The 18,378-nt window shown below is 43.7% G+C and carries 12 protein-coding genes and 1 tRNA gene; 5 read left to right on the top strand and 8 right to left on the bottom strand.

Annotation, left to right across the window (positions count from 1 at the left end; genetic code table 11):
• Positions 1 to 20: 20 nt before the first annotated feature.
• From AACQ79_RS05225 to AACQ79_RS05215, 3 genes are all read right to left on the bottom strand, one after another.
• Positions 21 to 97, bottom strand: a tRNA-Pro gene (locus tag AACQ79_RS05225).
• A 62-nt stretch (positions 98 to 159) separates the two neighbouring features.
• A complete protein-coding gene (locus AACQ79_RS05220) occupies positions 160 to 1,965 on the bottom strand; it encodes a DUF3413 domain-containing protein (protein ID WP_017049110.1) in 1,806 nt (601 codons plus the stop codon).
• Between the two features lie 24 nt (positions 1,966 to 1,989).
• Positions 1,990 to 2,214: a YejL family protein gene (locus tag AACQ79_RS05215; protein ID WP_013856392.1), complete on the bottom strand. Its 225-nt coding sequence runs from the start codon at positions 2,212 to 2,214 to the stop codon at positions 1,990 to 1,992.
• Between the two features lie 84 nt (positions 2,215 to 2,298).
• Here AACQ79_RS05215 and yejK point away from each other — a divergent pair, with 84 nt between their 5' ends.
• Together yejK and AACQ79_RS05205 are read left to right on the top strand one after the other, a co-directional pair.
• Positions 2,299 to 3,300 (top strand): nucleoid-associated protein YejK, encoded by a 1,002-nt coding sequence (yejK, locus tag AACQ79_RS05210; protein WP_081245451.1) that lies wholly within the window; start codon positions 2,299 to 2,301, stop codon positions 3,298 to 3,300.
• A 173-nt stretch (positions 3,301 to 3,473) separates the two neighbouring features.
• Positions 3,474 to 4,670, top strand: coding sequence for an Hpt domain-containing protein (locus AACQ79_RS05205; protein ID WP_170898902.1), 1,197 nt, complete (start codon positions 3,474 to 3,476; stop codon positions 4,668 to 4,670).
• 110 nt (positions 4,671 to 4,780) lie between these two features.
• On the opposite strand, the gene nhaC is transcribed toward AACQ79_RS05205, so the two are convergent.
• Positions 4,781 to 6,217 (bottom strand): Na+/H+ antiporter NhaC, encoded by a 1,437-nt coding sequence (gene nhaC / locus AACQ79_RS05200; protein WP_094164181.1) that lies wholly within the window; start codon positions 6,215 to 6,217, stop codon positions 4,781 to 4,783.
• A 422-nt stretch (positions 6,218 to 6,639) separates the two neighbouring features.
• Between nhaC and asd the strand changes: the two genes are divergently transcribed.
• Entirely contained in the window at positions 6,640 to 7,770 is a 1,131-nt protein-coding gene (gene asd / locus AACQ79_RS05195; protein WP_026028273.1) for an aspartate-semialdehyde dehydrogenase, read from the top strand.
• Positions 7,771 to 7,896: 126 nt separating this feature from the next.
• Here asd and AACQ79_RS05190 read toward each other — a convergent pair whose 3' ends face one another.
• Positions 7,897 to 8,535 (bottom strand): YchE family NAAT transporter, encoded by a 639-nt coding sequence (locus tag AACQ79_RS05190; protein ID WP_010318853.1) that lies wholly within the window; start codon positions 8,533 to 8,535, stop codon positions 7,897 to 7,899.
• Between the two features lie 629 nt (positions 8,536 to 9,164).
• On the opposite strand from AACQ79_RS05190, the gene adhE reads away from it, so the two are divergent.
• Positions 9,165 to 11,837 carry a bifunctional acetaldehyde-CoA/alcohol dehydrogenase gene (gene adhE, locus AACQ79_RS05185; protein WP_013856398.1) on the top strand — a complete coding sequence of 891 codons (2,673 nt, stop codon included), beginning with the start codon at positions 9,165 to 9,167 and terminating at the stop codon, positions 11,835 to 11,837.
• 123 nt (positions 11,838 to 11,960) lie between these two features.
• Here adhE and AACQ79_RS05180 read toward each other — a convergent pair whose 3' ends face one another.
• Together AACQ79_RS05180 and rne are read right to left on the bottom strand one after the other, a co-directional pair.
• A complete protein-coding gene (locus AACQ79_RS05180) occupies positions 11,961 to 12,836 on the bottom strand; it encodes a DMT family transporter (protein WP_088732727.1) in 876 nt (291 codons plus the stop codon).
• Positions 12,837 to 12,958: 122 nt separating this feature from the next.
• A complete protein-coding gene (gene rne, locus AACQ79_RS05175) occupies positions 12,959 to 16,045 on the bottom strand; it encodes a ribonuclease E (RefSeq protein ID WP_170898679.1) in 3,087 nt (1,028 codons plus the stop codon).
• A 615-nt stretch (positions 16,046 to 16,660) separates the two neighbouring features.
• Between rne and rluC the strand changes: the two genes are divergently transcribed.
• Positions 16,661 to 17,608 carry a 23S rRNA pseudouridine(955/2504/2580) synthase RluC gene (rluC, locus tag AACQ79_RS05170; protein WP_170898677.1) on the top strand — a complete coding sequence of 316 codons (948 nt, stop codon included), beginning with the start codon at positions 16,661 to 16,663 and terminating at the stop codon, positions 17,606 to 17,608.
• A 106-nt stretch (positions 17,609 to 17,714) separates the two neighbouring features.
• On the opposite strand, the gene AACQ79_RS05165 is transcribed toward rluC, so the two are convergent.
• The gene (locus tag AACQ79_RS05165) at positions 17,715 to 18,299 is read right to left on the bottom strand and encodes a Maf family protein (protein ID WP_170898675.1); all 585 of its coding nucleotides are present in this window, start codon (positions 18,297 to 18,299) and stop codon (positions 17,715 to 17,717) included.
• Positions 18,300 to 18,378 lie beyond the last annotated feature (79 nt).

The raw sequence follows: 18,378 nt of genomic DNA, 5'->3' as shown, positions 1-18,378 counted from the left end.
GCTCTCTTTTTTTAGGTGTATGGTCGGACTGAGAGGATTTGAACCTCCGACCCCCGACACCCCATGACGGTGCGCTACCAAGCTGCGCTACAGTCCGATTGGCGTAATCTAATCATTTATCCCTTTAGCGTCAAGAGATAATCTTGCTAACGACCTGATTTAATTATCTTTGGCGTAAAATCTCTGCAATTCAGTTAAGCCTTGCATCAGTACAGGTAACGCTGGGCTAGAGTCTTTCTGACGTTGATAGTTTTCATCAAACAGCTTGAAGTTGCCAAATTTATCAATGAGAGTCGTTTGGGTATCGGTAATCAAAGCTAATTCACGGGCATCACCGGCTAAGATCCACTTCCTTTTGTTTTCATCAAACAAGTTTCTACCACTGCTAAATTCAATAGGGTTGGATGAAGCACCTAACAGATCCTGTAAAAGCGTGACTGAAAAATCTAAGTGACTTGAACGGTGTGAGTATTCTCCTGCCATTTTTCCAGGCCAATGGATGATCATCGGCACTTGTAACTGGTATCGGCTGTAATTGCTGTTAGCACCCCAGCTGTTGGTTTTTGTCTCGTTAAACTCCGCGCCATGATTTGAGGTGATCACAATCAGCGTATTGTCTTGCAATTGTAATTCGTCAATCTTAGTGAGCAGCAGGCCTATTTCTTGGTCGGCTGCATTGACCGAGTTATTGTAACCAGCACGCAGGCGATCGCTGGCACTACCTTTACTTGACCGAGGGTCAAAGTCATTAAAGTTGTCAACGGTCGTCAACTCCAAATAGCTGAACCAGGGTTGTTCGGTTTGCTCGGATACCCATTTATGCCAGCGTTGTATAGTTTGGTTATCTGTGCTCGATTCTTGATCAAAAGGAGCTTTAGAGACCGTTAAAGTGCGGAAAATCGTCTCTTCGTATAAGGTGTCGTCAAAATTATCGCCACTAAAGAGGCCAAACTGATAATTCTGTTTTTTCAATACATCTATCAGTATCGGAGGGGTACCTTGTGAACGAATGGCGTTGGCATAACTGCTTGGTAATCCATAAAACAAGCCAAAGATCCCAAACATGTCATTACTCGAGCTGTAATGATTATTAAACTTCAAATTTTCTGTCGCAAATTGGTAAGTGTTGGGCATGATTTCAGCTGTCAGCACATCACTTCTTAAATTATTGACACTCACTAGCAAAATATTGAGATTATTTGCTCTGCGGCCAAATTGAAGAGGCTCAAGAGGATAACGAACAATGTTAAGGTTCTCTTCATTATCCTTCAAACGCTTTAAGTACACATCACGATCAAATAGACCGTGTTTTTCCATGAACGATTTTGCCGTCATTGGATACGAGAGCGGGAAGTTTGATTTTTGGCTGGTCACTGATGTTTCTAAATACGCATCAGACCAAACGTAAATAAGGTGGCTGGTAATAAAACTAATGAAAAATACCGCCGCAATGGGCCGGCCAACGTGTTTATGCGATAGTTTTCGCTGCTTACGCCAAACCCACTCCGAAAGCCCAAGTTGTAAGAGGAAAATGAGCGGCATGACCACAAACAGATGCTGTAAGTCGGCGGTGATAGCGCTGGTCTCATCGCTAAAAAGCAGTTCCCATACAATCGGTGTTAAGTGCAGGTTGATTGCTTGATAAGCTTGGGTATCGATTAATAAGAGTGTGAGTCCTAACGTTGCAAAACAGACCGCCACGAAGCGAAATAGTTTGCGCGACGGAATGATGAATGTCAGAGGGAATAAAACCAGCAGATAGAGTGCAAAGACCAAAAATCCAAAATGGCCGACCCAAGACACAGCTAAATAAAACTGCCCCAACAAGGTTTCAGGCCATGGTGATTGTACGATATATCGAGTACCAATAAGCATTGCTGCAATGATATTGAAGAAAGCAAACCAATGCCCCCAACCAACCAACCGTGATACGCGTTCACCGTATGTATTTTCGCTATCTGCCATGTAATTTTCTATCTATGCATTCTATTAGTGAGTAGTAGTTTCTAAAGACGACATCAATGCCTGAGCAAATTTTTCCGCAATCGCCTTACGCTGTGAAGCGGCAACGTTTTGGTTTAAGACATTCGTTGCAATGTTTCCCGCAATCATGAGAGTAAGCTCAGGGGAAGCACTATGTTTAGCGAGGATGGCAGCAACTTCTGTCAGGATATTTTCAATTCTTTCGTCGCTGTATTTAGATGTAATAGGCATAAAGACTCTAATGATGATAGTAAAAGCGGCTTATGATAACCTACAATGCCTTACAACTGAAACCAGAACGATGATAATTTCACTATGAGTCTTCACCTTTCCAACGTGATTTTGCACCAATTAAGCAAAAACGAGCAAGATGAGTTGGTGGTTAAATACCGCTCTCAATCTTTAGATAATGATACGTCTGCCGAAAATTTAGTGGCTGAGTTGCATCGCGTGTTTAATTCGAAAGCGAGCAAAGGTTTTGGTTCGTTTAAGTCGGACAGTGATTTTCAAACTTGGTTGCAAGAACTTCGTCAAGGTGAGCGTGATTTTTACGATTTTTCACAAATCAGTGCTCAACGGCTGAAAGATGAATTATCAAAGTATCCGTTTGCTGATGAAGGGATCTTAGTGATGGCCGAATATCAGTCACTGGCTACTGATTACCTATTTATTGGGCTTTTACCTCTCAACCAAAGTTTGAAAGTAACAGAGGGGCTCGACATTAGCGCGACAGATTATCTTGATATCAACAAAATGGATATCGCGGCGCGTCTTGACCTCTCAAGTTTTGAAACGGACAAAAACTCAAACCGCTACCTTGCCTATATCAAAGGTCGCGTTGGTCGAAAAGTGTCGGATTTCTTTCTTGATTTTCTGCAAGCCGATGTCGGGTTAGATACCAAAGTGCAAAATCAAGTACTGATGCAAGCGGTACAGGATTTTTGCACGGATTCTAAGCTAGAAAAAGATGAAGCGATCGGTTACAAGAAGCAGGTTTACGATTACTGCAGTGAGCAAATTAAAGCCGGTGAAGAGGTTCATATTCGTGAGTTGTCTGGTGAATTACCTGCTAGCCAAGACGGCACGGGTTTTTTCGAATATACGCAGGCACATGGCTATGAACTGGAAGAGAGCTTTCCTGGTGATCGTTCTACCGTGCGTAAACTGACCAAGTTTGTCGGTGCAGGGGGCGGTTTGAATGTGAGCTTTGATAGCTTATTATTGGGAGAGCGTATTTTTTATGATCCTGAAAGCGACACGTTAACCATCAAAGGCACGCCACCGAATTTAAGAGAACAGTTAACGCGTCAGCGTTAATCGTTTACCACTAAGAGAGCTTGATATGGCTCTCTTTTTTGTCTTTTCTCCCGATGTACAACTCAGCACGGTCCAAACTTTAGGTTTATGCTTGTATTAATTACAAATACAAATTGGTAATCACAGTGTTTGGGCAAAAGAAATCAAAACGATTCAGCGTGAGATCGTATGGAGTGATTCTGTTTGGTTGGTTAATCTCCGTTGGTCTTGTGTTTTGGCAAAGCCATTTAAGCTACCAAGCCATGCATGCGGTGAAAGAGTTACATTACAGTGTTGAAGAACTTAAAAGTTCACTCTATTTTAAAGAGCCTTATCGTTCGACGCGAGCGAATGATATCGCGCTGAATGTGCAGCTACTCTATTCACTTAGGCTACAGCTGGAAGTTGAGCACCGAGATTTTTCATGGCGACCAGATATTCAGCAATTGCTCCATGTGACTGATCGCTATATCACACTGACCAAATCGTATTTGTCGATTGAGCTTAATATTCAACCCTTGGTTGAACGCCTACAAGTGCTGCGCGATAATCCCACTAATTCAGAACAACTCAAGCAAATGTATGTGGTGTTAGGCGCTTATGTATTTGAAGCGATGTTCAGTGACACTGAGCAAAATCCGGGCATCTATCGAGCATTAGATAAACTCTATGTGGATGGGCAATCTTTACCAGCCATTCAGAAAAAAGAGTTAGAGCAGACATTAGCACAAGCGTCTGATTTACTGAATCAATACGCCCAAGGTGCACGTTTGGTCGACAATTTAATCAATCACTCTATTTACAATCAGCTTATCCATGTTGAAAATCAATACCATCGTCTTTTAAACATCTATGCTTATCTTGTCACGGGGTTAAGTGGTGGTGTTATGCTATTGCTGGGTTGGTTGATGTTTCGGTCATCAGTTTTAACTCGTTCTCATGTTAATAAAGTTCCCAGTGCTGCGAAAGAGGATGCGTCATCTGAGATAAATCCCAGTCGTGTTTTGTCTACAGAAGAACCACAGGTGGAAACATCGGATCTTTCTGATGATTTGGCCATCGATATTGAATCCATGCTCATAACTCTCAATGGCGATGTTGAGTCTGTCACTCTACTGTTGAGCGTATTTATACAAGATCATCAGCATGATGCCACTGAATTGAAAAGATTGGTGCATTCTGATTTGGAGGAGGCGCAGCGCCGAGCACACAGCCTGAAAGGCGTCGCGGGCAATCTTGGTTGCCGTTCTCTCAAGCAGATAGCGTCAGAAATAGAGTTGCGACTTAGTCAGAAGCAACGACCTACGGAGAAGCAATTGGAGTTATTAACGACGCAATTAGCGGCTGCTATAGCCAGTGCGCAACACTACCTTTATCAAAGAAAACGATAAGCCAGTTCTATCGTGTCAGCTTTAAATGGTGATTCTGCTTGTAGTAAAAAAGAGCTCAGTTGAGCTCTTTTTTAATGGTTTTTTAGTTTAATGACTTTTGCAATACTCTGCTAGGCTGACTGTTGGTTGAGAACCGGTGTTTGTTCAGCACTGTCTGCTGGTGCAGTAGGTTCACATTTATCAACAAACCAACCCATGTAAGAGGTAAAAATGGTCACCAAAATACAGACAAAGCTTAGCCACATAAAGGGGGCATATGAGAGCGTTGCAACGCCTAGAATGCTCGCCATGTAGATGCCATTATCGCTCCATGGCACCATGCCGGAGGTGAGTGTGCCACCAAATTCAGCGTTACGTGATAGGTTCTTACGCTGATAGCCTAAACGGTCATAGTTCTTGGCACAGATTTTAGGGGTCAGGATGAGTGAAACATACATGGCTGAGCCAAAAACGTTGCCCATAAATGCAGTACCAATAGTACTGGTTGCCAGTGAACCTGCGCTTGTCACGCGGCGCTCAAACAGTTTTGCGATGGTTTCAAGCACACCCACTTTATCTAGCAATCCACCAAACCCGAGACCAAAGACAATCACGGCAACAGAACCAAGCATAGAGGACATGCCGCCTCGGTTTAAGATTGAGTCAATGAAGCCAACGCCAGATTCAATATTGTAAGGTGCCCATGCGGTATTGAAAGCTTGCAAGAAGTCTACGTCTTGGATCATCACAGCCCAAATGATGCCCAGCAAAGAACCAAAGCTAATTACAGGAAACGAAGGCATTCTCATCGCAAGCAAGCCAAGTACAATCAGCACTGGCACAAAAGAGTATGGGGTAATGTAAAACTGCTGTTCCATCGCCTCAATCACGCTTTGTACTTGAGACATGTCTACGTTACCTGCATAGTGGAAACCAAATAAGGTAAACATGATACCCGTGATCACGTAGCTGATAAGCGCTATCGGCAGCATACCTTTAATGTGCTCCATCACTTCAACGTTAGACATCGAAGACGCCAGAATAACGGAATCAGATAATGGCGACATTTTGTCACCAAAGTAACAACCTGAAAGTACTGCGCCAGCGGTGATTGGTGCTGGAACGCCAAGACCCTGACCAATCCCCATCATGGCAATCCCCGCGGTACCAGCTGCACCCCATGAGGTTCCAGTTGCTAAAGCAGTGAGAGAACAGATGATCATCGTTGCAAGAAGAAAAATAGAAGGATGGATTGCTTGAAGACCGTAGTAAATGATGGTCGGCACGATCCCGCCGGAGATCCAAGTACCAACTAATGCGCCAACAGCTAAAAGTATCAACACGGCACCTAAACCATTAGAAATACCATTCAGTGCTGCTTTTTCTAATTCTTTATATTGGTGACCTAAACGAACACCGAGCACAATAATGATGAACCAGCCAATGTATAAGGCCAGTTGGATAGGGAGATCGAGTTGAGCTGTAAACGAAAACGCGAGTAACAAAAACAAGCCTAGAGCAATAATTACTTGAATTAAGCTAGGTAGGCGTTGAGGGGCTTGCGTCATAAAAGAGCCTCTTGTCAGATTTATGATCTAAGGACAGAACGGTGCCCTTATTGAGTTCGATCGCACTTTACAATAGTTAGCATAATATATCGACATCAAACACCTCGGATGTGATTTATGTCGTTCAAGTGGTTAATCTTCGATGTTAAATGTTGATAATAGTTAAATTTAATGGTTATAAATGTTTTGTAGTGTGGGCTTTTTGTGTAACAAGAACGTGATTATTTAGCGTTTCGTTGATTATTGAATGCTGAATCATAGTGCGGTTGAGTGATTTTTAGGCTTAAATGTGTTTTTTACAAAACTGGCTACGCAGAAAGAAAAAGTTACCACTTTTACTAAGAAAGTCTTGAGATTTTATGCTGAACCACTTATAGATGAAGCAATAAATTTTCATTTTAGATACATGGAGAGTGAGCGCGATGAGAGTAGGTTTAGTGGGTTGGCGTGGTATGGTCGGTTCTGTACTGATGCAGCGTATGGTTGAAGAAAATGACTTTGACTTGATCGAACCGGTTTTCTTTAGCACATCTCAAATTGGTATTCCTGCCCCAACGGTGCCTTCTAAGAAAGGCAATCATCATACAGGGTTACTGCAAGATGCTTACGATATTGATAGCCTCAAACAATTAGATGCCATCATCACCTGTCAAGGTGGTAGCTACACTGAAAAAGTGTACCCAGCGCTGCGTCAAGCGGGTTGGAAAGGTTACTGGATTGATGCTGCATCTACCTTACGGATGGATAAACAATCAATCATCACTTTAGATCCGGTCAACTTGACACAAATTCAGCACGGCATCCATTCAGGAACCAATACCTTTGTGGGCGGTAACTGCACAGTCAGTTTAATGCTTATGGCATTAGGCGGCCTTTATGAGAAAGGTTTGGTCGAGTGGATGAGCGCAATGACCTACCAAGCAGCTTCGGGTGCTGGCGCTCAAAATATGCGCGAGTTGATCTCGCAAATGGGAGTAATTAACGATGCGGTGAGCTCTGAATTGGCTAATCCATCGAGCTCAATTCTTGACATCGACAGAAAAGTGGCTGAAACCATGCGATCACCTTCTTTTCCTACCGAGCAGTTTGGTGCACCACTAGCGGGTTCATTAATCCCTTGGATTGACGTCAAACGCGACAATGGTCAAAGCAAAGAAGAGTGGAAAGCGGGCGTTGAAGCTAATAAAATTCTAGGGCTTCAATCGTCACCGATCCCGATTGATGGAACCTGTGTTCGTATTGGCGCAATGCGCTGCCACTCACAAGCATTAACCATCAAGCTGAAGAAAAATGTTCCGCTTGATGAAATCGAAGAGATGATCGCTACGCACAATGATTGGGTGAAAGTTATTCCAAACGAGCGCGATATTACCGCACGTGAATTGAGCCCTGCCAAAGTCACTGGTACCTTGTCAGTTCCCGTAGGACGTTTGCGTAAAATGTCTATGGGTGATGATTTCTTAAATGCGTTTACGGTGGGTGACCAATTATTGTGGGGAGCTGCTGAGCCGCTTCGCCGTACTTTGCGGATCATTCTGGCTGAAAAACAGTAAAGATGGATCTCGGTTTAAAACTACCTGAGTAAAAATACAAAAGGGGCGCTTTATGCAAAGCGCCCCTTTTTTTATGCTTTTTGTCTTTAGCATTTGTCTGTAGCAACTGTGACGATGTTAACGCGGTTATGCAAGGCCAGGAAATAAATTTCTGAGCCCATTGGCAATAAACTCAATACCGAGTGCGCCTAGTATCAAACCCATGATCCGCGTAATCACGTTGATACCCGTTTGACCTAAGAAGCGGACAATATAGGGCGCTGAGCGAAACAGCAGCCAAGAGCTTAAACTAAATAACACCACAGTGATTATAATACCCACGGTATCGAACATGCTTGGGTAGCGAGAGCCATACACTATGGTTGAACTGATGGCACCCGGTCCTGCCATTAAAGGCATAGCGAGTGGCACAACCCCAATTTGTTCACGGCTAATGTATTCAGATTTCTCTTGTTTGTTTTGTTTATCTTCACCCAATTTACCGCTCATCATCGAAAACGCGATGCTCAGCAGCAATAGGCCACCAGCTACTCGAAACGAATCTAAAGAGATACTAAACATATCCAGTAACATCTGCCCAGCAAGCAGTGCGGTAATCAAAATTATTGCCACAGCAATATTCGCTGTAGCCGCCGTTTTGTGTTTCTCTTCTTGCGTCATATGCCCAGTGAGAGAGACAAATATTGGCATAATCCCCACGGGGTTCACAGCGGCTACAAGGCCTAAGAAAAACTGCAGGAAAATGGCTAACTCAAAGGTTTGCATGGCATTTATCTCTAATGGATCATTTCGATGAAATATTACGTGGCTAATGTAAGCGAAAGCAAAGGATAGCACGAATGAAAAAAACTAAAGCGATTGGGGTTTTATTGCTGAGAAAAACTAATTCAATGAAGAAAACGTTTTACAATTGTTTTTCTAATGTATGTGAGTGGTGTTGTTTTTTGCTCAACTGTTAACATCTGCACATTTTTAATAAAATTAGTGCTCCTAGCTGGTGGTAAAAGTGAGAGTCGATATACTCTCAGTAGCACGTAAAATGAGGTGTGTTCATTCATCTATCGCTCAAAAATGAAACTTTTTTACAGATTGTTGTAGTTTTTATAGTTTTCGTTGTTTAAGTAAATGTTTTTTATTCATTTAATTATCTATATGTTTTTTGTTTGTTTTCAGTGTCTTGTGGGCGATTTTGTAGGGTGGTTACCCCTAATTGGGTAATTAGTTTTTGAGAACTGATCTGAGTCAATTTTTTTCACACTCTGAAATATTATACTCAGTCCTGAAAGCAATTTACTAAGTCTGTCATTGTTTAAGCTGTTGAGAAAAAACAAAAACACAAAGCTGCAAACTTAATAAAGAGTTTTTAACATTTTTCTATTTTTAGGAGATCCATTATGCCTGTAACTAATTTAGCTGAACTTGATGCTCTAGTAGCGCGCGTTAAAGCGGCTCAAGCAGAATTCTCTACTTACTCTCAAGAGCAAGTAGATAAAATTTTCCGCGCAGCATCATTAGCAGCTAACCAAGCTCGTATCCCTCTAGCGCAACAAGCGGTAGCGGAATCAGGCATGGGTATTGTTGAGGATAAAGTAATCAAGAACCACTTTGCGTCTGAGTTCATCTACAACAAATACAAAGACGAAAAAACGTGTGGCATTCTTGAAGAAGATAAAAACCTAGGCACGATGACTATCGCTGAGCCTGTAGGCATCATCTGCGGTATCGTTCCAACCACTAACCCTACTTCTACTGCAATCTTCAAATCTCTCATCTCTTTGAAGACTCGTAACGGTATCATCTTCTCGCCACACCCACGTGCGAAAAATTCAACTAACGATGCAGCTAAACTCGTGTTAGATGCAGCAGTTGCAGCTGGCGCGCCAAAAGATATCATCGGCTGGATTGATCAACCTTCAGTTGAGCTATCTAACGCGCTAATGAAGCACGAAGGTATTGCACTTATCCTTGCAACAGGTGGTCCTGGCATGGTGAAAGCAGCTTACTCGTCAGGTAAACCAGCAATCGGTGTAGGTGCAGGTAACGTTCCAGTTGTAATCGACGAAACGGCAGACATCAAACGTGCAGTTGCTTCTGTTCTTATGTCTAAAACATTCGATAACGGTGTGGTATGTGCTTCTGAGCAAGCGGTTATCGTTATGGACGAAGTGTATGACGAAGTAAAAGAACGTTTCGCGAGCCATAAAGCGCATGTTTTAAGTAAAGCAGACGCAGACAAAGTACGTAAGGTACTGCTTATCGATGGCGCACTAAACGCGAAAATCGTAGGCCAACCAGCAACAGCCATCGCTGAAATGGCGGGCGTTAAAGTTCCAGCAGATACTAAAATCCTTGTCGGTGAAGGTATTGGCGAAGTTTCTTATGACGATGAATTCGCACATGAAAAACTTTCTCCAACACTTGGCATGTTCCGCGCGACTTCTTTCGAGAACGCGGTAGAACAAGCAGTAAGAATGGTAGAAATCGGCGGTATCGGCCACACTTCTGGTCTATACACTAACCAAGACGTTAATGCAGACCGTATCCGTTACTTTGGTGACAAAATGAAGACGGCGCGTATTCTTGTAAACATCCCAACCACTCATGGTGGTATCGGTGACCTTTACAACTTTAACGTTGCACCATCTCTAACGCTAGGTTGTGGTTCTTGGGGTGGTAACTCGATTTCTGAGAACGTAGGTCCTAAGCACCTAATCAACAAGAAAACTGTTGCGAAGCGAGCTGAAAACATGTTGTGGCATAAACTACCTAAGTCAATTTACTTCCGTCGTGGTAGCCTTCCAATCGCTATGAGCGATCTTGAAGGCAAAAAACGCGCATTCCTAGTTACTGACCGTTTCCTATTCAACAACGGTTATGCAGACGACGTAGTGACTCTGCTGAAGTCAAACGGTATGGAAGTTCAAACATTCTTTGATGTAGAAGCTGATCCAACTCTATCTGTCGTAGAGAAAGGCGCTGAAGCAATGAAGAGTTTCCAACCAGACGTGATTCTAGCACTTGGTGGTGGTTCACCAATGGATGCGGCGAAGATCATGTGGGTTATGTATGAGCACCCAGAAACTCACTTTGAAGAGCTTGCAATGCGCTTTATGGATATCCGTAAACGTATCTACAAGTTCCCTAAAATGGGTCAAAAAGCAGAATTGGTTTGTATCACGACTACTTCAGGTACAGGTTCAGAAGTCACACCATTTGCCGTTGTAACAGACGACAAAACAGGTGCTAAATACCCACTAGCGGATTATGAGCTAACACCTAACATGGCTATCGTTGATGCGAACCTTGTGATGAATATGCCTAAGTCTCTAACGGCATTTGGTGGTTACGATGCTGTGACTCACGCTCTTGAAGCCTATGTATCTGTTCTTGCGAACGAATACTCTGATGGTCAAGCTCTACAAGCACTTAAGATGCTGAAAGAGTACCTACCATCAAGCTACAAAAATGGCGCAGCAGACCCAATTGCTCGTGAAAAAGTGCACAATGCAGCGACTATCGCAGGTATTGCTTTTGCTAACGCGTTCTTAGGTGTATGTCACTCTATGGCGCACAAGATCGGTGCTGAGTTCCACATCCCGCACGGCCTTGCTAACGCATTGCTTATCTCTAACGTTGTGCGCTATAACGCGAATGATAACCCAACCAAACAAACTGCGTTCTCTCAATACGACCGTCCACAAGCACGCCGTCGTTACGCTGAAGTGGCTGACCACTTAGGCTTGAGCCAAGCGGGCGACCGTACTGCTCAGAAGATTGAACGTCTACTGACTTGGTTGGAAGAGCTGAAGAAAGATCTCGACATCCCGCTATCTATCCAAGCGGCTGGCGTGAATGAAGCGGATTTCCTCGCAAAAGTTGACGTGCTATCAGTTGAAGCGTTTGATGACCAATGTACTGGTGCAAACCCACGCTACCCACTGATTTCTGAGCTAAAAGAAGTACTTCTTGCGGCTTACTATGGTACAGCGTTTGTTGAAGGTGAAACTTTCGAAGGCACTACCGTTATCAAGAAGAAAGATGACCAAAAACCAGCAAAGAAAAAGTAAGCTGAGTTATTGAGAGATTTTCGCTAGCACGAAACAATCTCTATCGGGAAAAGATAAAGCCTCACCGTCTGGTGAGGCTTTTTTTGTATCGAGTAACTTCATCATCAAAGCGTGGATGGGTATCTATCCCCACATGACTAAGATAGCGGCAATTGCGACTAGAACAAGCCCCAGCCCATCTTTAATTTTCACCGATTGTTTTAGCCAAAAAATAGAAATTAACATCGTAAAAAAGATCTCAATTTGGCCTAAAGTTTTTACATAAGGCACGGTTTGAAGAGACATTGCACTGAACCAACCAATAGAACCAAGACAGCTACTTGTGCTGGTTAATAGCGTTAGCTTAGGTCTTACCCATAATTGTTTTAATGAGTTGTTGTCGGTCACCATTAGGTAAATTAGCAGTAATAAAGTCTGCAGTGAAATGACCAACAATAATACCCAAGCAGCACTGTGTGGAAAGGGTAAGCCAAGTGCTAAGCTGGCTTCACGTACCCACAATGAAGTGAGTGCAAAGGCACTACCACAACTTAATCCCAGTAAAACAGTTGGCATTGAAAGCTGCTTAATATTGCCGTGCGTGCTCATCAAAAATACACCAATGCCACCAACGATGACGCCAATCCAGCCCAAGCCTGTCAAATGAGTCCCAAAAAAAATCATCCCTAAAATAGCGGCAACTAAGGCTTCGCTTTTGGCTAGCCCAGCACCTACAGCATAGTTATTTAATTTAAAAAGCTTAACCATGAGCGCAGTCGCGATGATTTGCATCAATGACGCGCCGATAATGAAAGCGATAAAGGTCAATGACAATGTAGGTAATTTCGCGGGTATGAAATGATACAAAGTGATGAGATACAGAGCCGCGATAGGGCCAGCCCAAAGAAAGCGGGCAAGGGTAACACCAGTAGTACTGACCTCAGTTGCTAAGCGACTTTGGAATGCATTGCGCCAAGATTGCATGAATGCGGCCAGAAGGGTGAATAAGATCCAAGTCATGGAAGTCCATTTTGAGTGACAAGAAAGAGGTAATGCTATGAGATGCAGAGATATTGGGCAAGCGGAATATAAAAAGGGCTGCGAATGCAGCCCTTTAATGGTATTTAAACTCGGTTCAGAGATTAATACTGTGGTTTAGTCATTGCCGCACCAGCTTGACTTTGCGCTGACTGGCTGCCTGCTGCACGAGTTGCAATTCGTTCAGCATGGAAAGGTGCTGATACGATTTCAATCTCTTTGAGCAACAAAGAGCCTGAGGCTTTGGTCATCGGAGAGAATGCATGCGCTTTGATTGTTTTGGGTAATACGGCTTCAGGTGCCTTAGTTACTGCTTCAACCTTCAATGCTGGTACTTTCTCTGTCGTGGCTTTTTCTTCGACAACGAGCTCAATAGCGGTAGTCTTTTCAATAACAACTTCTGCGATCACTGGCTCTGAAATAACGGCTTCTACAGTGACCGATTCTGTGACTGAAACCGATTCTGTTACCACTGTCGATGGTACTTGAGGTTCAATAGCGTCCTGCAAAGAGACTGTAACAGGTTCTTCTACGACGCTCTGGTCCTCTTCGTGGCGAATAATGACCTTACCCATTGCCATTTCAGGGAAAGCAAAACCACCTAACGTTATCTCGGTATTGTTATCTACGACATCTGCCACTTGCTGAACAGGTTCAACCGCTGCGACTTGCTCTGTTACTGGTGCTTGATACACAGGTTTAGAGAGGTCATAGCGAGGCATCACTTTACCCATTGCCATCTCAGGAGAGGCAACCCCACCTTTGCGTAAACGGAATGGGTTAGGGCGACGATCACGACCACGGCGTCGACGTTGACCACTGGCTCGTAAATGACGAGGGGAGCGGCGATTGCGACGTTGATTTTGATCGTCATTCTCATTGTCGTCGTTTGGTGTAACGACCGATGTCTCAACAGATTGTGCTGTTTCAGCTTTTACGGCTTCAATAACCTCTGCTGCCGGGGTTGTATTGATCAACATTTCAGCTTCTGGTTGTTCTTGAGCGATTGTCTGATCTTTTACACGAACTTGTTTGTTTAACTTACGGCGTTGACGGCGTTCTTTGACTTTTGCCGTTTTCTCTTCCGTTTTATCTTCATTCGCTGTCAAGGTAACGGCTTGCGCTTCAGCCGCAAGTTGTAGCCCTTGCTCCGCTAACTTTTCAGATTTGCTGTCATCACGCTTGTTGCGGCGCTCTTGTTTTGGCTTGCGAGCTTGTGTCTTACGAGGCTCGTTGGTAGCAACAATTTCTTTGTCTTGTGTTTCTTCAACAAGAGCAGAGGTATTGACAGGTTTACGTTTGTTTCTGTCACGGTTTGCGTTGTCGCGATTAACATTTTCACCGCGTCCGTTACGACGACGTTGGTCATTTCGATCACGACGCTGGCGTGGTGCTTGGCTACGTTCGTTTTCTTGTTTTTGTTGCTCTTCCTCAGTTTTCACCTCTTCCGTGGTGGTTGAGAAGATGCTACCAAGAGCTTTAACGATGCGGCCAAATAGACCTGGTTTGCCTGGTTCAACAGCGATCTCTTTGACTGGAACCGCTACCTCTGCTTTAGGTGTTGGAGCTGGAATAGTTTGTGCTGGAGCAGCAAACCCTTTCAACGCTGGTTCTTCAATGCGTTTTGGTTTGAAATCGATATCTGAGCTTTCTTTGCCTTCTGCTTCTTTCAGTGCTTCTAGTTTCATTGGCACTAAGTAAGAGAGTATTTCTTGCTCTTCCCCTTCACGGACACGGATCACTTCAAAATGAGGCGTTTCCATTTCAGAGTTAGGGACAATGGTGATCTCGACTTCTTGAATGCGTTCAATATGATTGATTGAGCGACGTTTTTCATTGAGTAGATAAGATGCAATAGGAACGGGAACCACCGCCATAACTTGAGCGGTATTATCTTTTAGTGCTTCTTCTTCAATGAGACGTAAAACAGAGAGCGCAAGAGATTCATTATCACGAACCACTCCGGTACCAGAGCAGCGTGGGCAGATATGGTGACTTGCTTCGGCAAGTGATGGGCTCAAGCGCTGACGCGACATTTCTAACAAGCCAAAACGTGAAATTCGGCCAATTTGTACGCGAGCACGATCTAGGCGTACGGCATCGCGTAAACGGTTTTCTACTTCACGTTGGTGACGAACAGGAGTCATATCGATGAAATCGATAACCACTAATCCGCCCAAATCGCGCAGACGTAATTGGCGAGCAATTTCATCGGCTGCTTCTAAGTTGGTGTTAAGCGCCGTCTCTTCAATATCGCCGCCTTTTGTTGCACGAGCAGAGTTGATATCAATTGAGGTCAATGCTTCGGTTGGGTCGATAACAATAGAGCCACCAGAAGGCAAACGCACTTCACGCTGGAAAGCCGATTCGATTTGGCTTTCAATTTGGTAATGGCTAAATAGGGGTACTTCACCGTCGTATTTTTTTACACGACTCACGAAATCAGGACGCACCAAACGAATGTGCTCAAGGGCACGTTCATAAATTGTGTTGCTATCAATTAGAATTTCACCAATGTCACGACGCAGATAATCACGAATTGCGCGTACAATGACGTTGCTCTCTTGGTGAATAAGTAGCGGTGCAGGACGCAAATCTGAAGCCTGTTTGATTGCGCTCCAGTGATTGAGCAAAACGTTTAAGTCCCACTCTAGCTCTTCCGCACTTTTGCCCACACCTGCAGTGCGAACGATAAGGCCCATGCCTTGAGGAAGCTCTAAACTGCTCAATGCGGTTTTTAATTCGGTACGCTCATCGCCTTCGATACGGCGTGAAATACCACCGGCACGAGGATTGTTTGGCATAAGAACTAGGTAGCTACCAGCAAGAGAAATGAAAGTGGTCAACGCAGCGCCTTTGCTGCCTCGTTCTTCCTTTTCAACTTGGACAATAACTTCTTGGCCTTCTTTAAGCGCTTCTTTGATGTTTGGACGGCCTTGGTAAGTGTAGCCATCAGGGAAGTATTCGCGGGCAATTTCTTTGAGAGGAAGGAAACCGTGACGTTCAGCGCCGTAATCAACAAATGCAGCTTCTAAACTAGGTTCAACACGGGTGATACGTCCTTTATAGATGTTCGCCTTTTTAGATTCATGCCCTGGACTTTCGATGTCTAGATCAAAAAGTCGTTGGCCATCAACCAGCGCGACACGCAACTCTTCTTTTTGAGTTGCGTTAATTAGCATTCTTTTCATTTAAAAATCTCGTTATCTTTCTTTAGTTTTGATTATTGGACTTGTTGCTGGGTTTCGTTTTCACGGTGCCAGATCCCATGACTAAAAGGTGCAGCCTCCCGGCTGGAGGGGATGCTCTAGGGCACTTCAGTTATCGCACGCACACGATTGCCTGCGATCCGCGTATTGGCGGAAAATACTCAACATGAAATGACGATGAGTAGAGCAACAAGATAGCTTCGCTCAATAGTGTCTTACGCCATGTGCAGCACATTGACGCTTAGCAGTCTACTCACTATTTTGCTCAAAAATGGACGGTAAAGAATAAAAAATCACCGAATCATTCATTGCAGCTGTGAACTATAGCAGTGACAGGTAAACACAGCAATCTGCTTTGTTATGAACAGGTCAAAAAAATGAGAATAGGTCTAAAAGTTAGATGGCTAATTTAATGTTTATCAAAGAGTTTTAGTTGTTAAAGTAAGAATTGTAATGGGTAATATTTAATTTTATCCACAGTCACATTTCAATTGGTGTAATTCTCGCCAATTTGCCATTAAACAGCAGATGAAAATATTCTTTTTTGGGGCGAAGAAAATGTGAATTTAAACAATTTACAGTGGTACAATGGCGCCCATGAGTGAAATTAGAACCCAAGTCCAGCTCATCGATATCGATGAAGATATGGCTGGTCAACGCATTGACAATTTTTTGCGTAACCAATTAAAAAACGTTCCCAAAAGTATGGTTTACCGAATCCTGCGCAAAGGAGAGGTTCGTGTAAATAAAAAACGCATCAAAGCAGAATATAAGTTATCGGCTGGTGATGTGGTGAGAATACCACCAGTGACTCTCGAACAGTCGGATCAAGAGAGCAACACACCCAATACCAAATTGAGTAAAGTCGCCGAGCTAGAACACTGCATTATTTTTGAGGATGAGCACTTACTTATTCTGAATAAACCTTCCGGTACGGCTGTTCATGGTGGGAGTGGTTTGAAATTTGGCGCAATTGAAGCGCTGCGGGCATTGCGCCCAGAAGCTCGCTTTTTGGAATTGGTGCACCGTATCGATCGCGATACGTCGGGCATTTTATTAGTGGCTAAAAAACGCTCCGCGCTGCGCCATCTCCAAGCCCAGTTTAGAGAAAAAACGATTCAAAAATATTACTTTGCTTTAGTTATGGGGCAATGGAAAAGCAGCTGTAAAGTCGTGAATGCGCCACTATTGAAAAATGAAGTGAACAGCATTGTGCGAGTCAATCCAAACGGTAAAGCATCGGAAACGCGCTTTAAGATCCTTGAACAGTTTGCACAAGCAACTTTGGTGCAAGCCAGTCCGATCACTGGCCGTACTCATCAGATCCGCGTTCATACTCAGTATACAGGGCACCCGATTGCGTGGGATGATCGTTATGGTGACCGCCGTTTTGACGCATATGCCGCACAGTTTGGCATTGACCGATTATTCTTACACGCGGCGAATATTCGTTTTGTTCACCCTTCGACAGAGGCGTTAATGGACATTAATGCACCACTCGATACTCAACTAGAGCAAGCATTAGTCAAATTGAGAAACGCTTAAGGCCAGCTTTCATTCGCTAACGAGTAGCAACATAGTAGAAACATAAAGTAATGGTCGAAGTCATGGTATAAAAGTGAGCGCGGATCAAGGCGCTCACTGTTAATCATTATCCTAAAACGGTAATGCCTTGAGACTCAAGCATTGAGACTAGCTTAATTAATGGTAGTCCAATCAAACTGTTAGGGTCGTCACCTTCTAAACGTTCAAAAAGTGCAATGCCTAGGCCCTCACACATAAAGCTGCCTGCGCACTGTAGTGGCTGTTCTTTTGCCACGTAAGCCGTCACCATCTCGCTAGATAAAGAGCGAAAATGAACCGTGAAGGGTTCTACGGTGACCATGCATTGACCAGAGACTGAGTTGTAAACCGCAAGCCCAGTATAAAAAGTGATGGCTTTTCCACTTTGTCTGAGTAGCTGCTTAATGGCTTGTTCTTGTGTATGAGGTTTGCCAATAATCTCACCGTCAATCACGCAAACTTGATCAGAACCGATGACTAAACTGGGTTGGTTTGGATGGCAAGATCTTGCTTTCGTTTCTGCTAAACGAGTCACCAGATCTTGTGCGGACTCACCAGGCAACGCAGTTTCGTCGCAATTAGGCGAGCAGGTAACAAAAGGTAAATCCAGCTTTTTAAGTAATTGCTGCCGAAACGGCGAAGTAGATGCTAAAACTAGTTGGTAATTTTGCATTTTGATTTAGAATTGCTGCGAATTTTACCGCAGCATATATCAATCAGGCATGCTGTACATAATTCTCTCAGTGGAAAGG

The sequence above is a fragment of the Vibrio sp. 3-2(1) genome (assembly GCF_963887575.1).
GTDB classification, from domain to species: domain Bacteria; phylum Pseudomonadota; class Gammaproteobacteria; order Enterobacterales; family Vibrionaceae; genus Vibrio; species Vibrio anguillarum.
Note: the sequence above shows the minus strand (reverse complement) of the source record. Positions and strands in the feature narration are given on the sequence as shown.

Coding starts and splice junctions, on each gene's coding strand:
- AACQ79_RS05220 (WP_017049110.1), bottom strand. CDS start 1,965: ATGGCAGATAGCGAAAATACATACGGTGAACGCGTATCACGGTTGGTT.
- AACQ79_RS05215 (WP_013856392.1), bottom strand. CDS start 2,214: ATGCCTATTACATCTAAATACAGCGACGAAAGAATTGAAAATATCCTG.
- yejK (WP_081245451.1), top strand. CDS start 2,299: ATGAGTCTTCACCTTTCCAACGTGATTTTGCACCAATTAAGCAAAAAC.
- nhaC (WP_094164181.1), bottom strand. CDS start 6,217: ATGACGCAAGCCCCTCAACGCCTACCTAGCTTAATTCAAGTAATTATT.
- asd (WP_026028273.1), top strand. CDS start 6,640: ATGAGAGTAGGTTTAGTGGGTTGGCGTGGTATGGTCGGTTCTGTACTG.
- AACQ79_RS05190 (WP_010318853.1), bottom strand. CDS start 8,535: ATGCAAACCTTTGAGTTAGCCATTTTCCTGCAGTTTTTCTTAGGCCTT.
- adhE (WP_013856398.1), top strand. CDS start 9,165: ATGCCTGTAACTAATTTAGCTGAACTTGATGCTCTAGTAGCGCGCGTT.
- AACQ79_RS05180 (WP_088732727.1), bottom strand. CDS start 12,836: ATGACTTGGATCTTATTCACCCTTCTGGCCGCATTCATGCAATCTTGG.
- rne (WP_170898679.1), bottom strand. CDS start 16,045: ATGAAAAGAATGCTAATTAACGCAACTCAAAAAGAAGAGTTGCGTGTC.
- rluC (WP_170898677.1), top strand. CDS start 16,661: ATGAGTGAAATTAGAACCCAAGTCCAGCTCATCGATATCGATGAAGAT.
- AACQ79_RS05165 (WP_170898675.1), bottom strand. CDS start 18,299: ATGCAAAATTACCAACTAGTTTTAGCATCTACTTCGCCGTTTCGGCAG.